Source organism: Verrucomicrobia bacterium S94 (assembly GCA_004299845.1).
In the GTDB taxonomy this organism is placed as follows: domain Bacteria; phylum Verrucomicrobiota; class Kiritimatiellia; order Kiritimatiellales; family Pontiellaceae; genus Pontiella.
The window spans coordinates 132,004-148,643 of record CP036201.1 but is presented as its reverse complement, the minus strand read 5'-3'; the positions used below and the strand labels follow the sequence as shown (position 1 = coordinate 148,643).

15 protein-coding genes are annotated in these 16,640 nt (G+C 50.0%); all 15 read right to left on the bottom strand.

Annotated elements, in window-relative coordinates; all coding sequences use genetic code 11:
• Position 1: 1 nt before the first annotated feature.
• The 15 genes from EGM51_00520 to EGM51_00450 all read right to left on the bottom strand — a co-directional run bounded on the left by EGM51_00520 (position 2) and on the right by EGM51_00450 (position 16,635).
• Positions 2–568, bottom strand: coding sequence for a putative colanic acid biosynthesis acetyltransferase (locus EGM51_00520; GenBank protein QBG45968.1), 567 nt, complete (start codon positions 566–568; stop codon positions 2–4).
• Positions 556–1,572 carry a hypothetical protein gene (locus tag EGM51_00515; protein ID QBG45967.1) on the bottom strand — a complete coding sequence of 339 codons (1,017 nt, stop codon included), beginning with the start codon at positions 1,570–1,572 and terminating at the stop codon, positions 556–558. Before EGM51_00515 ends, EGM51_00520 begins: the two co-directional genes overlap by 13 nt.
• Positions 1,547–2,962, bottom strand: a complete 1,416-nt coding sequence (locus tag EGM51_00510; GenBank protein QBG45966.1) for an MBOAT family protein — start codon at positions 2,960–2,962, stop codon at positions 1,547–1,549. The genes EGM51_00515 and EGM51_00510 overlap by 26 nt, the downstream gene beginning before the upstream one ends.
• Complete coding sequence (locus tag EGM51_00505) at positions 2,959–4,092, bottom strand: glycosyltransferase (protein ID QBG45965.1); 1,134 nt, start codon at positions 4,090–4,092, stop codon at positions 2,959–2,961. Before EGM51_00505 ends, EGM51_00510 begins: the two co-directional genes overlap by 4 nt.
• The gene (locus EGM51_00500; protein QBG45964.1) at positions 4,089–5,219 is read right to left on the bottom strand and encodes a glycosyltransferase; all 1,131 of its coding nucleotides are present in this window, start codon (positions 5,217–5,219) and stop codon (positions 4,089–4,091) included. The genes EGM51_00505 and EGM51_00500 overlap by 4 nt, the downstream gene beginning before the upstream one ends.
• Positions 5,212–6,273, bottom strand: coding sequence for a glycosyltransferase (locus tag EGM51_00495; protein ID QBG45963.1), 1,062 nt, complete (start codon positions 6,271–6,273; stop codon positions 5,212–5,214). The genes EGM51_00500 and EGM51_00495 overlap by 8 nt, the downstream gene beginning before the upstream one ends.
• Positions 6,270–7,406 carry a glycosyltransferase family 1 protein gene (locus EGM51_00490; GenBank protein ID QBG45962.1) on the bottom strand — a complete coding sequence of 379 codons (1,137 nt, stop codon included), beginning with the start codon at positions 7,404–7,406 and terminating at the stop codon, positions 6,270–6,272. Before EGM51_00490 ends, EGM51_00495 begins: the two co-directional genes overlap by 4 nt.
• 5 nt (positions 7,407–7,411) lie before the next feature.
• The gene (locus EGM51_00485; protein QBG45961.1) at positions 7,412–8,503 is read right to left on the bottom strand and encodes a glycosyltransferase family 1 protein; all 1,092 of its coding nucleotides are present in this window, start codon (positions 8,501–8,503) and stop codon (positions 7,412–7,414) included.
• Between the two features lie 9 nt (positions 8,504–8,512).
• On the bottom strand, positions 8,513–9,448 hold the full coding sequence (locus EGM51_00480) for a glycosyltransferase family 2 protein (GenBank protein QBG45960.1): 936 nt from the start codon (positions 9,446–9,448) through the stop codon (positions 8,513–8,515).
• A 22-nt stretch (positions 9,449–9,470) separates the two neighbouring features.
• Positions 9,471–10,598: a polysaccharide pyruvyl transferase family protein gene (locus tag EGM51_00475; protein ID QBG45959.1), complete on the bottom strand. Its 1,128-nt coding sequence runs from the start codon at positions 10,596–10,598 to the stop codon at positions 9,471–9,473.
• 12 nt (positions 10,599–10,610) lie between these two features.
• The gene (locus EGM51_00470) at positions 10,611–11,768 is read right to left on the bottom strand and encodes a glycosyltransferase (protein ID QBG45958.1); all 1,158 of its coding nucleotides are present in this window, start codon (positions 11,766–11,768) and stop codon (positions 10,611–10,613) included.
• A gap of 279 nt (positions 11,769–12,047) precedes the next feature.
• The gene (locus EGM51_00465; GenBank protein QBG45957.1) at positions 12,048–13,292 is read right to left on the bottom strand and encodes an IS4 family transposase; all 1,245 of its coding nucleotides are present in this window, start codon (positions 13,290–13,292) and stop codon (positions 12,048–12,050) included.
• 85 nt (positions 13,293–13,377) lie between these two features.
• Positions 13,378–14,658, bottom strand: coding sequence for a hypothetical protein (locus tag EGM51_00460; GenBank protein ID QBG45956.1), 1,281 nt, complete (start codon positions 14,656–14,658; stop codon positions 13,378–13,380).
• Complete coding sequence (locus tag EGM51_00455) at positions 14,655–15,737, bottom strand: glycosyltransferase (GenBank protein ID QBG45955.1); 1,083 nt, start codon at positions 15,735–15,737, stop codon at positions 14,655–14,657. Before EGM51_00455 ends, EGM51_00460 begins: the two co-directional genes overlap by 4 nt.
• Positions 15,738–15,744: 7 nt before the next feature.
• Entirely contained in the window at positions 15,745–16,635 is an 891-nt protein-coding gene (locus EGM51_00450; GenBank protein ID QBG45954.1) for a glycosyltransferase family 8 protein, read from the bottom strand.
• Between the last annotated feature and the right edge of the window lie 5 nt (positions 16,636–16,640).

Genomic DNA, 16,640 nt, shown 5'->3' with positions numbered 1-16,640 from the left:
ATTATTCCACCTGTTTTAATTTGCGCATCTTAATAAACGTTGCCGGGTTTCCAGCAACAACCGACCATGCTTCGACCGCCTTAACCGCCACCGCCCGGGCTCCGACCACCGCCCCTTCACCCACCGTCACATTCGGTCCGATGAATGCATCCGCACAAATCCACGCCTGCGATTCAATGTTAATAGGCGGTGTCAGCAGCGGCGTGGCCGGATCTGAAAAATCATGTGTCCCCGCACACAGATGCGCACCCTGCGATACCGTCGCCCGTTCACCGATAGTTACTTTTCCCAGATTATAAATCATCGCCCGTTCGCCAATTGATGACCAGTCCCCGATTTCAAAATTCCAGGGGAAATAGATTGTTGCCGTATTCGCGATATTCACATGACGTCCCACCCGGGCACCGAAGGCGCGCAGAATCATCCGGCGGGGAGCATAAAAAGGCCGCGGCACCATCCGGAACACGACTTTCCCGAGCGCCCACAGCACACGCCGAAGCTGCACCGCACGAGAATATTTCTGCGCTTTTCGATTTTTACTGATATCCAGTCCGCTCACTTGATCCACCGGCCTAACTCCTTCGAAATCCGCTCTGCATCGCGATAATCCAGATGGCTGCCATCCGGACACCGGAACATAGTCCCCATAGCCTCTTCCAGATCGGTAAAATGGATGGCCCGGTCACCAAACCGCTGTTTAAAGGCCGCCCAGTATTTTCCTGCAGGATAATTGTGATGTTCCATCCCGTAAAGTTTTCCAGACGACGGCATACGAATCAGCACCAATTTTCCGCCGCGTTGTTCAAGTTTAAAGGCCAGATCGGAAAACTGATCCACCAGCCCGGCCAAACTATCCTCTGTCATCGGAACACCTTCCTGCAGCAGATTAACAAAATTATTCAGTAAGATTTCCGCCTTCCTGCATTTCGAATAGTCTGCCGCAATGTAGCGGCTGGAATAAAACTTTGCATAAGGCGGATCCGGCCAGTTTCCTCGGACCAACCCGTTTCCCGCCAGTTTCCACGAAAGAGCCGTATTATTCAAACATAACACCGATTGCACGCCATAGATCAACCGTTCTTCCAAAAACACATAAAAGGGTCGTTTTTTTCGCTGTACCAAGGCCTCTTCCAGCGCTTTTCGCGACCGTTGCAGTTCATCAAAAACCACCCCCGGTGTTATGCCGCACAACACGGTTCCACCGTACGATGTTTCATCCACAATATATTCGAGCACCGGAACCGGCGATCCCGCCGCCCGCGCAAGCTGTACAACAGCGGAAGACCCCAGCTCTTCTTTCAGTATTTCCGGATCCAGACCAAGCTGTACGCGCGAACTGCCCGCAATGACCAACCCATCCGAATCCAATGCAGATACTTTATCCACATGAAGCCCCCAGAGCGAAACCGTATCAGCCGCCACCGGAACATGCCCTTTTGACCGCCAGAACAGTTCCAGTCCGCCGCCGGTCAACAGCAGGATAATCAGAACCGCCAGTACAAAACAACCTCCATCCAGATGAGAAGGGTGGCGTCCGAAAGCAGTATTAGAATTGAAAGTATATGAAGGCACGATCACTTACCGGAGACATAATAATCATTAACACCATAAACACGACAGAAGCCGCCACCAGCAACATCGGCATTTTCCGGCCGATATGCTCCAACCGGTGATTTTTCATCAGACCATGGAGTACAAACATGACTCCGGCCAGCCCAACCACCATACATTCACTGAACCAGTGAACTGAAAGATTTCCATCCGCAAAACCGAACATCGCCTGAAACAAAATACTGCAGTCTCCAAACGATGCCGCTCGGAACGGCACCCAGGCCAGCATAACCAGAAACAGCGTAGCGAGCATCCAGCCGATTCTGAAAAACAACGATCGCGCCGCCGCCGATTCCAGTTTTTTCCGAAACGGACGCTCGATGGCCAGATAGGCCCCATGCAATCCGCCCCAGACAACAAACGTCCAGTTCGCCCCATGCCACAGCCCGCCTAGAAGCATGGTGATAAACAGGTTGGTATATGTTCTTCCATTGCCCTTCTTATTTCCACCCAGCGGAATATAGAGATAATCACGCAGCCACGACGAAAGCGAAATATGCCAGCGTTGCCAGAAATCTCCAAATCCCATGGCCCCATAAGGTGCCCTGAAATTATCAGGCAGCTCAAATCCCATCAGCATCGCAATACCGATGGCACACGTGGAATACCCGGCAAAATCAAAATAAATCTGTCCCGTAAAAGCCAGCACTCCCATCCACGCAGAGCGGAACCCCGCCTCACCGGACGCACCGAAAACAGTATCCGCCACCGGAGCCATTATAGTATCGGCCAGAACAATCTTCTCAAACAGGCCGAAAACGATCAGAACAATCCCCCAGGAGATCATGGCAGGCCTGATTTCCGGACGCTCCTGAAGCTGAGGAAGAAACTCATTTGAGCGGACAATCGGTCCGGCCACCAGTTGCGGAAAAAACGTGACATATAACGCAAAGTCGAGCATCGAATCTGAGGGCAGCTCTCTTTTACGATATACATCCAGGGTATAGGAAAGCGTCTGGAAAGTATAAAATGAAATACCCATCGGGAGAATGATCGACCAGCGAGGCAAAACCATCTCAACACCGATAAAACCCAGCATTCCGTTCAGGGTTTCCATCAACATCGGCGAATATTTGAAAAAGAACAGAAAACCAAGATTCACACCTAAACTGCAGGCCAGAAAAAGCTTCCGCATGTTCTGCGATTCCGCTCGGGCAATCCGGTTAGCCGCCCACCAGTCAACTCCTGTTGATATCAGCAACAGCAATACAAACGGCGGATTCCACGCCATATAAAAAAGATAACTGGCGATCAGCAGAATGCCCTTATGCACGGTCCATTTTAACGGCAACGCATATAACGCAAGGCACACTGCGAAAAAAACCAGAAAAGTAAGCGAATTAAAGATCATGAATCAGTCCGCGCAAACTCAAGGCACTCCGGAGGATTTTCTCCCGTCAGACACCATGCATAAACCTGCCGCATATTCTCTGCAATTCCGGACCAGGTAAATCTCTTCTCGACCAGAGCACGTCCCGCGGAACCCATTGCCGTCCTCTCTTCATCCGACATCGCCGCCAGTGTTTCCAATCCCTCGACAATCGAATCAGCCCGGGGTTCAATCCGAACCGCAGCATTGCATTCAAATCCTTCCGGCAGATTACAGAAATCCGTAATCACGGCCGGCAGGCCGTACGACCAGGCCTCCAGCACCGACATGGGAAGTCCTTCGGAAAAAGACGGGAGAATGAACGCATCCACGCTGCGCAGAAGCGTTTCTTTTTCCTTCCCGTATTTCGGTCCGATAAATTCAATATTTTTCAGACCCAGTTCTGTCGCTCGAGCCTTGAGCCCTTCATCATGCCCCCCGTCATCCCAACCGGCCACCAGCAGCTTCCAGCCGCCTCCGAATCGACTCCAGGCCTCCAGCAGTTCAGCAAGGCCTTTTTTAGGATGAATCCGGCCGAGAAACAGAATCGTCTTACAATCAGAAACCGCCGGCAAACGCCCGGGCCCGGGCAGTTCAACCCCGTTAGGGATCAGCGCAACCGGATTCTTCAGGCCATATGCCCGGATAGATTCCACTTCCGACCGACACAGTGCATGAATACAAGACGCTTCCCGCAACGCTTTTTTTGCAAACAAAGCCTCCACCAGCTTTTTCTTCCAGGCGGAATTCTGAATCGCCCATGGATCGAGCATACCTCGCGGAGAAACCACCACCGGCACATTATTTTTCCGCTGGTGCTGCATCGCCGCCCATTGGTTGTCCATCCAGATCCCGTGCAGATGAATCAGATCCGCACCGGATGTTTTGAGCATTCTACGTAATGACAAGGAACGCTGCAACGGACCCGCAACCTTATAGAGGTTGACCGGCAACGGATCCCATACCGGAAGATCTTCCTTTGAAAATTCATCCTCCGGACTGAACACCTCCGGCACACATCCCTTATCCACCAGCGCCTTCGAAAGCCAGCGGACGGAATAGAACAGCCCGCCCGCCTTACGCGAACTGGTGGTTAAAACCGCTACCTTCATACCCCACCCCACAATTTCAGGGTGGCCACAAAGCGCTCCGCATTGCGGGCCGGTGTGAATTCAGTCATAAACCATTCCTGCGCGGCCCGCCCGTGCTTTTCCGCATCCGCAGGATTTTTTACGTAACACCGCAATGCCCCGGCAAGAGAAGACACCGAAGAAGTACGAACACGACAGCCGGTCTGCCCTTCCCGGATCAGATGCCATGCCCCACCGCACAGATCAGTTCCGATGAGCGGAAGACCCAGCGAGGCCGCCTCATTGAAAACCGTGCCCCATCCATCAAACCGTGAAGGCAGCACAAACACATCCGCAGCGCAGTACACTTCGGAAATCCGGTCAACCGGATAAGCTCCAAGAAAAAGCACCTGATCCTGCAACCGCAGCTTTTCGGCCAACGCATGATAGCGTCCTCCGGCCTTATCAAGTCCGCAGAAAACCACACACCAGTCCCGGTTTTCCCGCACTTTGGAAAATGCCTTCAGCAGCACATCAATACCCTTGCGCTTACACAGCGCACCAACCATAAGAATGATTTTCCGGCCACCGGCAAAATCCATCATCTGCCGACACGGCTCGGCCGGTGAGAGTGGTTCCGGCGAATAATAGAGGTCCGCCGTTTTCGCCTCAGGAACCCCCATACGCTGAAAGGCTTTTCTTGCCAGATGCCCCTGCCCGAATGCCCCCAGCGCATAGTTCCGTATTCTCGCTCCATAAGAACGTTTGGCGATCAGTTGAAGCGGATAAAAAATACGGTAAAGAACCGTGCGGTACCCCAGCAGATCCGCCAGCCGGATGCCCGGCATCTCAGACCAGTGACACCAGGACACTCCGGCCTTACAGAAGAAGTCGATCAATGCCTCATTAAAATACCCGCAGATAACATGCACCCGGTTCTGCCAATCCTCAACCTGTTCCACCTGTTTTTGCGGAGCGGCTCCCTCTTCCGCAAAACGTTCATACGCTTTCAGTGCATATTCCGACTGCCAGCCCTCAGCAGCCCGGGCAGACGAAGTTCCACTGAAATACACGACGTTCAGATCCACATCATCCCGGGCAGCCAACGCTTCAAAAAACGCAGACTGATAATGCGATGGAATATTCATCCAGATGCACGTCTTAATCATGGCATAACCCCTTTATCACTCCAGCCATGGAGGTTGCACGATCAGCCCAGGTAATTCCTTCTATCCGTCCCGGTCTCGTTCCGGAAGATAATGCTTTACGCAATGCCTCAATAAACTGCTCACGATTCCCGGCCGCAACCACATGACGTTCAAATGCATGCACCTGATCACAGGCCGCTGTCGCAATCACAGGTGCCCCGCTCGCGAGATGATCAAACAGGCGCATCGGAGAACAGAATTGATTGAATTCACTTTCAACATACGGAATCAAACCGACATCCAGACACTGAAACCATCGATGAATGGTGTTGTGCGGCTGACGGCCGACCGCGCTGCATTTCGGCTGCTCCAGCAGTTTATTCAGTCCGGAAGACGAACTACCTGTCAGCGGCCCGACCAGCAGAAGCGTACCCAGCTCGGGCAGTTGCGCACATGCTGTAAGCAGTTCAAAATCGAGCCGTTCATTAATTCCCCCGACGATCCCGGCAATCGGCCGCTTGAGTCCTTCAAGCGGCGCAGAAACCGGCTCCATTGGATCTTCAGAAAAAAAACGTGATTCAGTCGCATTCATACTCACGGACAGCTTTCCGGAATCCACTCCGTACTCCCGCTGTGCCCGGTTTTTCAGACCTTCTGAAACAAAAAATGAATGATCCACCCGTTTCACCAGCTGTTCCTCCAGCCGAACGACGGCATCCCATCCTTCATAGTTCCGGTAGTCATCGGATGCATAATAGATCGTCCTGATTTTCGGAGAAATATAATCCAGCATCGGAAGATAATGCGGGCTGGTGACGACCAGCGTCTCCACATCCGGACAGCACTTCCGAATGCGGCGCCACAACATGCGCTGTCCCAGCCATGATGTCCGCGAAGCCCAGCCCGGCGGTAAGGTCACCGACAAAACATCCAGACTATCATCCGTATCAGGCAATCCGCGTTTACGGGCAACCATCCAGTCCGCCGGTGCGACCCCCTGCACCGACTCTATTTCTGCAAGAGCCGCAAACGGCTTTCTCCGCCAGATCTCATTTATATCGCAGACAACAATCATCCGTTTACAACCGTTTGGAAAACATGCTCCAGTTTCTGAGCGGATTTTGGCCAGGTGAACTGTCCCGCCTGCTCAATGCCCCGTTCTCTCAGTTCATTCCGTGCCGAACCGGATTCAAGCAACGACTGCAACGCCTCAACATGTTCCGCCGGATCATCCACATCACAGAGCAGGGCGGCCTTTCCGGCCACTTCTGGAATGGATGCCACATGGCTGGCCACCACCGGAGCACCGGCAGCCATGGCCTCGATCACCGGCATGCCGAATCCTTCGTAGCGCGAAGGAAACCAAACGATTGCCGCCTGCTGATAAAGCGCATTCAGCAGCTCATCCGACACATAACCCGCAAGAACAGTATTATCTAAACCAAGCGCATTGAGCTGGTCCAAATAGGGCTGGGCATTCGAACCTGAAATGATCACCCGAATGTCGGGATTCCGCTGGGTGAGCAGAGGTATCGTCTTAATAATCAGCTCGGCATTTTTCCGCAGAGACAATCCGCCGGGAACCAGAACATAAGGTTTACCGCCACTCAGTGCCCGAACTTCACCCAGCAGCGCTTCCGGCACCTCAGTGCCGAATACGGGATGCGGCGCATTATACACCACGTTCAGCTTGTTTTCCAAAGCTGGAAAAAAACGGGCGATGCGCGAAGCGGAAAACTCTGAAACCGTGACGACTGCATCGGCATACTTCGCCATACTCCGGAACAGATAACGCCATTTCAAACAATGCAGACGGCGACTGAGCGTCTGCGGATACAACGATTCTTCAAATCCGGCAACATCGTGTATCGTACATACCAGATGCGCCTTATCTGTTGGAACATAGGATTCCGCAGGACAATAGACCAGATCGACCTCATCCCAATAATGCTCAGCCACAGGTTTATTGCGCCAGACCCAGCCTGCCTGCTGCCAGGACGTCGAACGTGAATGCGGAATAAAAGAAGCCTTTTTCCAGAAATGATCCAGTTGCTTATACACACTGTCGTATAACCCCTTTTCAACCAGTATCCGATGGCTGGCTCCTGGAAACATTTCACAATGTGCCTTAAGCAACTGATCGATAACCCGCCCCACTCCCGATGGATTGGGCAGACGATGGACATGAATGTAGGAAAGTATATTCACAGGAATTACAGTTTTTTGATCAAAGCAATTTTATACACATCCATCACCTTCCCGGTGATGGTCTGCCATGAGAACTTTTTCAGTGCACGAGTACGATTTTCCAAAGCCTGCGCGGAACGATTCCCTGAGTGCTGTAACATCGCAGCCAGCTCTTCATCCGTCGCTTTGTCCTCCAGCATCACAGCGCCGAATTCTTCCAGAAGACAGACCGCCCCGCCGCCCTCAACCACCGGGAAGGCCGTAATAGGCAAACCCGATGCCACCGCCTCAAGAATAACAAGACCAAAAGGCTCATGATAAGAGGTAAAAAGAAATTCATCAGCGGCTTTATAATAATTTTCCGGTACGTTACAGGAACCCACCATAATCAGCCGCCCGGCGGCAATCTCCGCACTGCAGCGCTCGAGCATACCCGGATATTCAGGACCATTTCCAACCACGACCAAAACCATATCATCCGGAAGCTGACGGGCCACACGTTCTATCCGATCCGACCCCTTCATACTTCGGTGAATACGTCCGACCCACAACAGGATGCGCTTATCCGACGGCAGCTTCAGCGTTTTCCGCAAATCCGTCTTTTCACGTTGATCCGCAATCCTGAACCGGTTGAAATCGACACCGTTCGGAATATAGTGAATGCGTGACGGCCGAAAGTGATCCTCTACCCAGGTATCAATCGTATGCAGAGAAATCCCGACCAGCAGCTTTGTTGTATGCTTCACCAGAAAACGCCCTGTTCGGCTGTCTGTACTTCGCAATGGAAGATGGGAATGCATGACGACCGGAATACGGAACTGCATAAGAACCAGACGCGGCCATATGATCCCATCGTGTGAATGGATAATATCCGGCTTCACCTTTCGAAGGACCGAACAGAACCGCCTGATTCCCCGCAACGCCTGCTTCGATGAAGCCAGATCCAAACAGATGGCATGATCCTGAAACTCCTCACATACATGGGACCGCGAACCATAAAGAAAAAGCAGCCAGACCTCAACGCCCATCGCCCGCTGCTCCCGTCCCAATGCTTCCGCAACACGGAGGGAGCCCCCGGAATCCGGATCATCTCTCTGGCATATGTGAATTACGCGCATAACAGAAACTCAGGGATTATTCGGCCGCGCACCGAATTCAGAAGGCGTCTGATGAAGCAGTTCAAAAAACCGTTTTCTGTATGCCCGGAACCCCACTCGATAGGCAGCACTGTTGAATCGTTTCAAAGGACGCAAACCCTGCATAAAAAGCTGTTTATAAAGCATATTCTTTAACTCCCGCCGATCTGCTTTAGTGAGCTCTTTACAGTGTAGGGTACGGAATTTTGTATATAACCCCTGCTGAGGAAAGAAATACGGTTTATCCACCATCTCCTCAGTCAGACTCCCACCCCATACACCGACATAACAGAGCGGTATATCCACCGACGCCACCCGTCGATGAATACAGGCTTCAATAAACATATCCCAATCGGCCGTTACGGTTTTGGCATCATAGCCGCCAAGTTCTTCGAAAAGCCGGCGCGAATAGATCGTCGCTGAAGGAATTGAACTCGGAGCATAAGGCAGTTGCCAGATATCCGCTCCGTAACCGGCTTCACGAACAGTTGACGGAACGGTGGCCGGCAGCGGTTGCTTCAGTCCTTCCGGTTCTTTACCCACCAGAAACTTTTCCACTCCGGCCACCACCATTGTAAAATCGTCCACTAGCGGCACCGTCGTCGAAAGAAATCCGGGGTGCAACAGATCATCATCACAAAGCGGTTTGATGATATCGTAAGCACAATGTTCAACACAGCGGTTCAGATTCCCGGCGAATCCGGTATTTTCACGGTTAGTACAGATTCGTAGCCGCGGATCATCTATTCCTATCAGGGCTTCATGCACAGAAACCGGACTGCAGTTATCGGAAACAACCACCTCAAATTCAGGATAATCCTGCTGAAGCGCACATTCAACGGTATGGCGTAACACCGGGTATCGCTCCTCCGAAGACATATAGGTTATGACGTAAATTGAAACTCCGGCTGTATTTCCCGTATTCATACTTTAACCGTTTCCGATCAGATTAATTTTTTAATTCCGTCAATGCCCGGACGAGATATTCTTTCGATCGACTACGCTCCTCTATAAGCAAAGAACGTACTGTCTCCCAATTTATCGGTGCCTGCAACCGCCCAGTCCACAACTCCGGATCATACTGATTAAGTAACTGAGGTTCTACTCCCAGTTTGGAGGCCAAATTGAGTACCCTCGTATTCCGGTTTGCAACTCCCTGCTCGTCACTCAATAAACTAACAAACGGCTTTTCAAATAAAATGGAAAAGACTGTGCCATGAAATGAGTTCGTAACAACCGCAGAAGCGCCCCGAAAGGCACCCAGCCATTCGGCAGGAGAGTTACACGGTATAATTCTGCACCCTTCAAAAACAGCTGATGATACATCGCTGATCACTGCAGGTATAAGCCCCAGGTTCCGGGCCGTTTTCTTTAATGCATCAACTTCAGTTTCCGAAGGATGGAAGAGATAGGCTAACAGACACCCTTGCACATCCACCGATCTGACAAATGGCGTATAATCTTCCAGAAGCAAAGTCGGATCTATAACCGTCTCTACCCGCTGCGTTCCAGGCAGCAACCTTTTCACTATTTCGGCTCCACTGCTTTCCCGCACCGCCAAATGAGAAAATTCAGAAAGCAGATTTCCAATCTCCACATCATATTTTTTCTCATTGTTTGCAGAACCAAAACTGCTGGCATATGAAATCCTTGCTTTAGGATCCCCAAAGTCCAGAAAATAGGCTCTATAGAGTTCTCCATGGAAAATCTGCGTATTCCATATCTGGTCACTGCCGGCCAAATAGATATCCGCTTCCGGCGGATTTGCCCGCAATGCTTCCAGACTGGCATACCGGTTCCGGCTTAAATAACCGTGAGTTCGCAAAAATTCCTCAAACCCTTTTCGTTTCGCACCAGGAATTCTTCTGGAAACTTTCCATCGGAAAATACGACGATAAACAGAACGAAATATATCATTAGCCGGTAGAGGTTCCGGGATATAATCAATTAACTGCACCGGAAATCCCATCTCTGCCACCACACGGGCCAACGCAAACGCCTGCAGGGTTGCCCCATAGTTCAGATTACCGTTAATCCATAAATGAAATGTAATAATTGCCACTGAATGATTATTCATTTGATCATCAATCTAAAGTTTTTCCACAACTTCCACAAGACGGGACCGCCATGCATTTCGAGCAAACTCCTGCTCAAAAAAGCAACGCCCCTGGACACCTATTCGATCTCTGAACTCCCGGTTCATTACCAGTGATTTAATGGCATCGGCAAGCTGACCGGCCGAGCGCGACTCCACAAGCATACCGTTTTCATTCGTGATCAGGTCCACACCGGACTCCCGGGTCGCGACAACCGGGCAACCATGCGACAACGCCTCCAGAATAACTCCAGCCTGACCCTCAGCCAATGAAGGAAGAACAAACACATCAGCACGCTCATACTCCTTGGTCATATCACCCATCGGAACAATCCCCAGAAAATCGAGCTGATCCGCATAAGGCATCCAGTCGCACTCCTCGCGGGATAACCCGGCAATACGAGCCTTCAGAGAAAGGCCGGACTCTTTCAACTGCGCAACCGCCTCAGCCAGATAAGGAAGCCCTTTTCGCAATGCATCTCGACCGGCAAAAAAAAGCCTGCCCGGTTCCACATCGCTCTGCCGCTTCGGCTCAATACTTGAACCATAGGGCACTACATGAATCTTGTGCGCATGATCAGGAGCAAACTCCCGAACCCCGGCCGCCACCCACTCCGAAGGACAAAGCAGAATATCCGCAAGAGGAGCATACGCACCGATTCCCCGATGCTCTGCGCGTCGGCAGTCCGCCTCTGAAAGAGTCCCCTTTTCTCCAGCCCCTTTAAACCGTAGCTGTTCATCATATAGATTTTGATTGGCCTGAGGACTGATAAAAACATCTACAATTATCTTTGCACCATGTTCTCGAGCATATTTAAGAAAAGGGATATCCTCCCCATTCATATTGTAAACTACCGTTGCACCGCGAAGCCCCCATTTTTCAAAATCTGTACTGAGTTCCCCCCGGTGCAAAAGTTCACGATCTGATGAAAATATTTTATCTGCCGGAATACCCTCTGGCAAACGTGAAGCCAGTGCTTTCAGTTTATGAATACCAAGTCCCGTTTTACACAGGACACCCGCTATACGCCCGACCGGACTATAAGCCGTTGAATCCGTATACAGCGCCGCAAGCAACCCCGCCTCCTCCAGCATACGCGGTATCTGATAACGATGCCGCGCTCCTCTTTGTGTCACTATTACCCGGCTCATATCACCACTAAGACATCCCTTTCCTTCTTCAAAAAAAGAGCAACCACATTCCAGTCCTAATTCTGTAATGTTCAGGAAAGCAACATGCGAAACGCATTTTTTATAAAACAAAGTATTATACTTCTTCCTTCCACTGTCATCCCATAGAGGGCGAAAACCGCTGGTAACCGCCCGGTTTTGTTAAGGTTTTTGATCTCTGTTCCATATAGTCAGTTCCGATTTCCTGGTTATGGGATAACAATGGCTCCTCGTTTTATGCATTTGGCTGTCCCACAGCATTCAGCCGAACCCCGGTAGAAACGCCTGTTCCGGGGCGGCGCACATGCGTCCGGGCGGTTTGGCTGTCCCATAGGATTTGAGCAGCGCATCGAGATCCCATCGCCGCCACAGCGACGCCCGCACTACAGTGAACAGCCGCTTGAAGCTGTGTTCCCATTCGTGCATGCACGCGAGGCTGCGCATAAGCAAATGGACAAGCAATCCCATCCACACCTGCCAGCGCACGGCGTTGGCGCTATGGCCAAGGAAGTCGCTGAGCTGGAGCGTCTGCTTGATTTCCTTGAAGAACACCTCGATGTCCCAGCGGCAGCGGTAGAGTTCGGCGACCGTCCACGCGCTCCACTCCAGATTGTTGGTCATGAAGACCATCTCGACATCCTGACCGTTGATTTCAACGAGGGCCGCGACGCGACGCAACTCGCGGGGGTACGCCTCTTTCGATTTGTCGAGCGCCATCTCGATCACCTCGTCACAAAGGATGCGTTTGTGTTCGGTGGTTTCGAGCGTGCGAACCACATTGTATTGCATATTGTCCTTCGCGCGGCCAACCCACCAGATGCCGCGCTCCGTCAGCTCATGGAGATGCCTGAACTTGGTGTAGGCCTTGTCGAACACGGCAATTTCGCCGGGTTCGAGCCCGGCGCACAGCTCCTGCGCCTTCGTGCTGTCATGGTGCTTCGCCGTATCGATGATGGCGCATTGCGGAAGGAAGCTTTGCAGGTTCAGGCGCAAGTGGCACTTGGCCGCGGCCTTGCGGCGGCGGTGTTTCGCCCAGTCGATGCAGTTGGCCACCAATTGGATCGTGGTCGAGTCGAGCGCGTGGATCGTCTTGTTGAAGCGGCGGAGGTATCCGCTGCGCACCTTGCGCTTCGCGAAGCCGGGCACCGTGTGCGTCAGGTGCTTCATCATGCCCCAGTAAAGCGCCTCGGCCATGTCCGCATTCCGGTTCGTGTTCGCGTGGCTCAGGCCGTTGCGCGACGGCGGCACCGCCGAACGAACCGTGGCGAGCGCCGAGGAGTTCATTTGGAGCGAGTCGCAGACGTCATTAAGCCCGAATGCATGCGAGAGGTGCGCGTACATCACCGAGACCACGTGGCTCCACGGCGTAAACGTCCTGCTTTGGGCGTCCACGCCATGCTCTTTCGCGAGCTTCGAGACCATGTGTCCCGGAATCATGTTGCACAGTTGTTTCAAGGTTGTATACCTATGTCCGGCTGGTTTGTGTTTTTGTCTCTGTTTTTTCATACCCTCCGAGTGGAGGATTTAGAGCTCACAAGCCAGCCTTTTCGTTTTAGAGCTATGGGATGACAATATCTTACTTCTATTTTTACTACTCAGCTTCAGCCCTTGCCCATCGTAAAACCGGATAGCCCAGCGCAAAAAAATAAACCCATATTGAAAACAGAATCATATGAGTACCATGTGAAATCGCGTGCATCGCTTGGGATAACACATACACATACAACAGTTGGCCTAAAAACAAACCTTGCATAGCGTGTCTATAAAGCACTCCCATGAGATATCCTATTGCGTAAAATTTAATAAAGCCCAACCAGCCAAACGATGCAAACGCATCCAAATATCCTGTAGCCGTTGTTCCCGTCAAAAAAACATGACCATACATCTCATTGGCCAATTTAATCTCATTTAAAACGGGAAGCATTAGTGCCTTTTTGGTGGCACGCCCAATCAACTGACCGGGAACATAATTAAAAACCAACCCATTCCAATGCTTAATTCCCCAATCAAACTTCCCCAATTCAACATGAACCTGCCGAAGATATATATAATTATTGAATTCTGCCCCACCCTTCTCAATAACTTCTTCCGATTCACTGGTGAGGTCTGTTGCAACAATCTGCTTTAGTCGTGTCAGAAAACTCTCATCACTGTTCTTCATTATTGACCGGTATATTCCAATCGAGTTAACCAATAGAAGCCCCACACATAATCCAGAAACAATCAACCACCGTGGCAGTACTATTCGCCGAACAAACCAAGGGGCTACAAATAAATATGACACCAGATTCATCATCGCCCGCCTGCGCCCATTAATAACAGCAGCCTGAAAAAGCATTAATAATGAAGGGATTAAAAATAACAGATATTGAGCCACTATTAACCGGTTCTGACTCAAATATAAGAACCATATGCTCAAAAATCCGAAAACAAATATACTTGCCAAAAAAAGATATTTAACCGCAGCTCCAGACCACTGCCCCATTGCCAAAACTTCTTCCGGCAAAGACATTAGCTTATATCGGAAATAAAACCCGCCCAGACACAATATCGCTCCTGCAATATATAACCTTTTACGATCAAATTTTGCATTTAACCATGCAGGGCTATAATCCATTTTTTCATGACCGGAATAAAATCCCGCCCATAAAGCCACAGTGCAAAAAGTCGCAAAAATAAGCCCTGTAGCATAGGCACTTCCCGGATATTGATCAGCTGTACGAAACCCGCCTACGCACTGAGGAAAAAACCATCCCAAGGCAATCGCCGCCGCCCAAAACGGAAATTGGTAAATCCGATTTTTCCCTAGCAAATGGAACAGGAACATAGAAATATTCACTCCGCCATATGCTATGAGCGCTATAAGATTCATACGTCCCCAACTAAATTTTGAAATACACCAATATACTGATTAGCTACAGCTTCTCCGTCATAATCGTCCTTATAACTTCCCTGAATAGACTCAGGAGAAATCGGCTGATTTTCCTCCAGCCAATCTAGGATAATCGATATCGCTTTTTCTGAATTTCCCTGAGGAATTAATGCCCCACGAACGGGTGTACGTAAAATATCAGGCAACGCACCGACTGCAGTAGCAAAGAGAGGCCGGCCACCAGCTAAAACCTCCAACGCAACAATGCACTGTCCTTCCGAAACGGACGAAATCAAAAAACAATCATTCTCAGCGACAATACCCGGGACATCTTTACGCTGATAAACCCCATGAAATACAACCGTGACTCCTTGCTGATCCGCAAATGATCTTACCTTCTCCAATAATGATCCCGATCCATACACATGAAACTCAACTCCAATGCCGGACTGCTTCAAGCAATGGGAAAGCCCTGAAATAATTTCTATCGCATAAAATGGATTCTTTTGAGGCTCAATTCTTCCCATCATGGCAATACGCAACACTTTATTTTTTTCGAAAGGCATTGGCAAAACAGAAGCTCCCTGTGGAGGCGTGTAAGGCAAAACAGAAATAGAACAATTCACCCCCCCTTTTCGTAGATCCTCTTTAAACAAAGTCGCCTGCGTGAAAATATGATCAAACCATGAGAAAAAAAAATTCAGAGTGCTGGCATCCCGAAATTGCTCACGAGGACGATAAGCTGTGATATATACATGTTTCGGTTTTCTGGAAAACAGTTTGTAAAACCATTTTTTAAATGGCTTTTGATGTATCACTACGTCTGCTTTATTTAATTGGTGAAGAGCGAAAGGGAGCAACACATAATCCGGCAAATTCCACCGACACCCCCAATAAAACGGTATCCGCTGCACTTTAACTCCAATGCGCCCCATTTCATCCAGAATCGGACTTTTCAATGAGGCACATACAATGCTGACCTCCATCCCATTGACGCAAAGCACCGAAGCCAAATCTTTCGTAAACTCTTCGATACCACCGATTCGCGCAAAAACACCAAAATAAAATAATACCTTCATAAAACCATTACTTTTTTACAAATCTGACCAGTCGATACAGCAAAGACTGATCAGAGGAAAGAAACTGTTTTTTGACAATTCCCCAGTACTTTCGACCTGCAAATGAAGTGCGAGCAAGATATTCCCAATATTCGAACCAATAGGGATGCGCCGTATAGGTCATAGTCCATGGTTTTATGTTTGTAAAATGGCAAATGTAGGGATCACACGTTGCGGCACGGAGTTCCTCAGAATCATTGATCACAGTACCCCTCTTCCGCTCAAATATGTGACTCATAGCATTCCACTTCGCCGGAATTATCTTTTTTTCCGTATCGAACATTATATTAATCCAGTCTTGATCAGGGAATTCCGGATTCGGTAAGCGCATACTGGCATCCTCCAGCCGTCTTTCATAATCGCCGCAACGAATACGATCGAGATTCCAAAGCATAACACCTGAATTAAGGTATTCATTTCTTAGTTGCACACCATACTGTGCCAACCGCTTTTTATGACCGAATCCGTCGTCCGCGACACCCGCAACAGAATACTCCTCCATCGGAAGATTCCACAGCTCATCGAGTGGCTTGCGAACAATTGTATCGCAATCCAGATAAATAATCCGTGAATCCGATTCACATAACGAAGGCAATAATAAACGATAATATACGGCCACGGGCCACCGGCATTCAGTATCAATTTCCATATGCTCGTGTACCAACTCGGCAGCATTTATCACTCGCACACCATATGAACGCCCTCCGCTTATTCCATTCAGACAGTCCGGATTAATACTTCCATCCGTGAGTACCGTAAAATCCAACGGCTCCTTAGGATTCGAGTTTATGATTACGGATGCCATGGTGACAACAAGGTGCTGCAGGTAGTTCGCATCGGCCGCTAAACAAATATTCATAATAA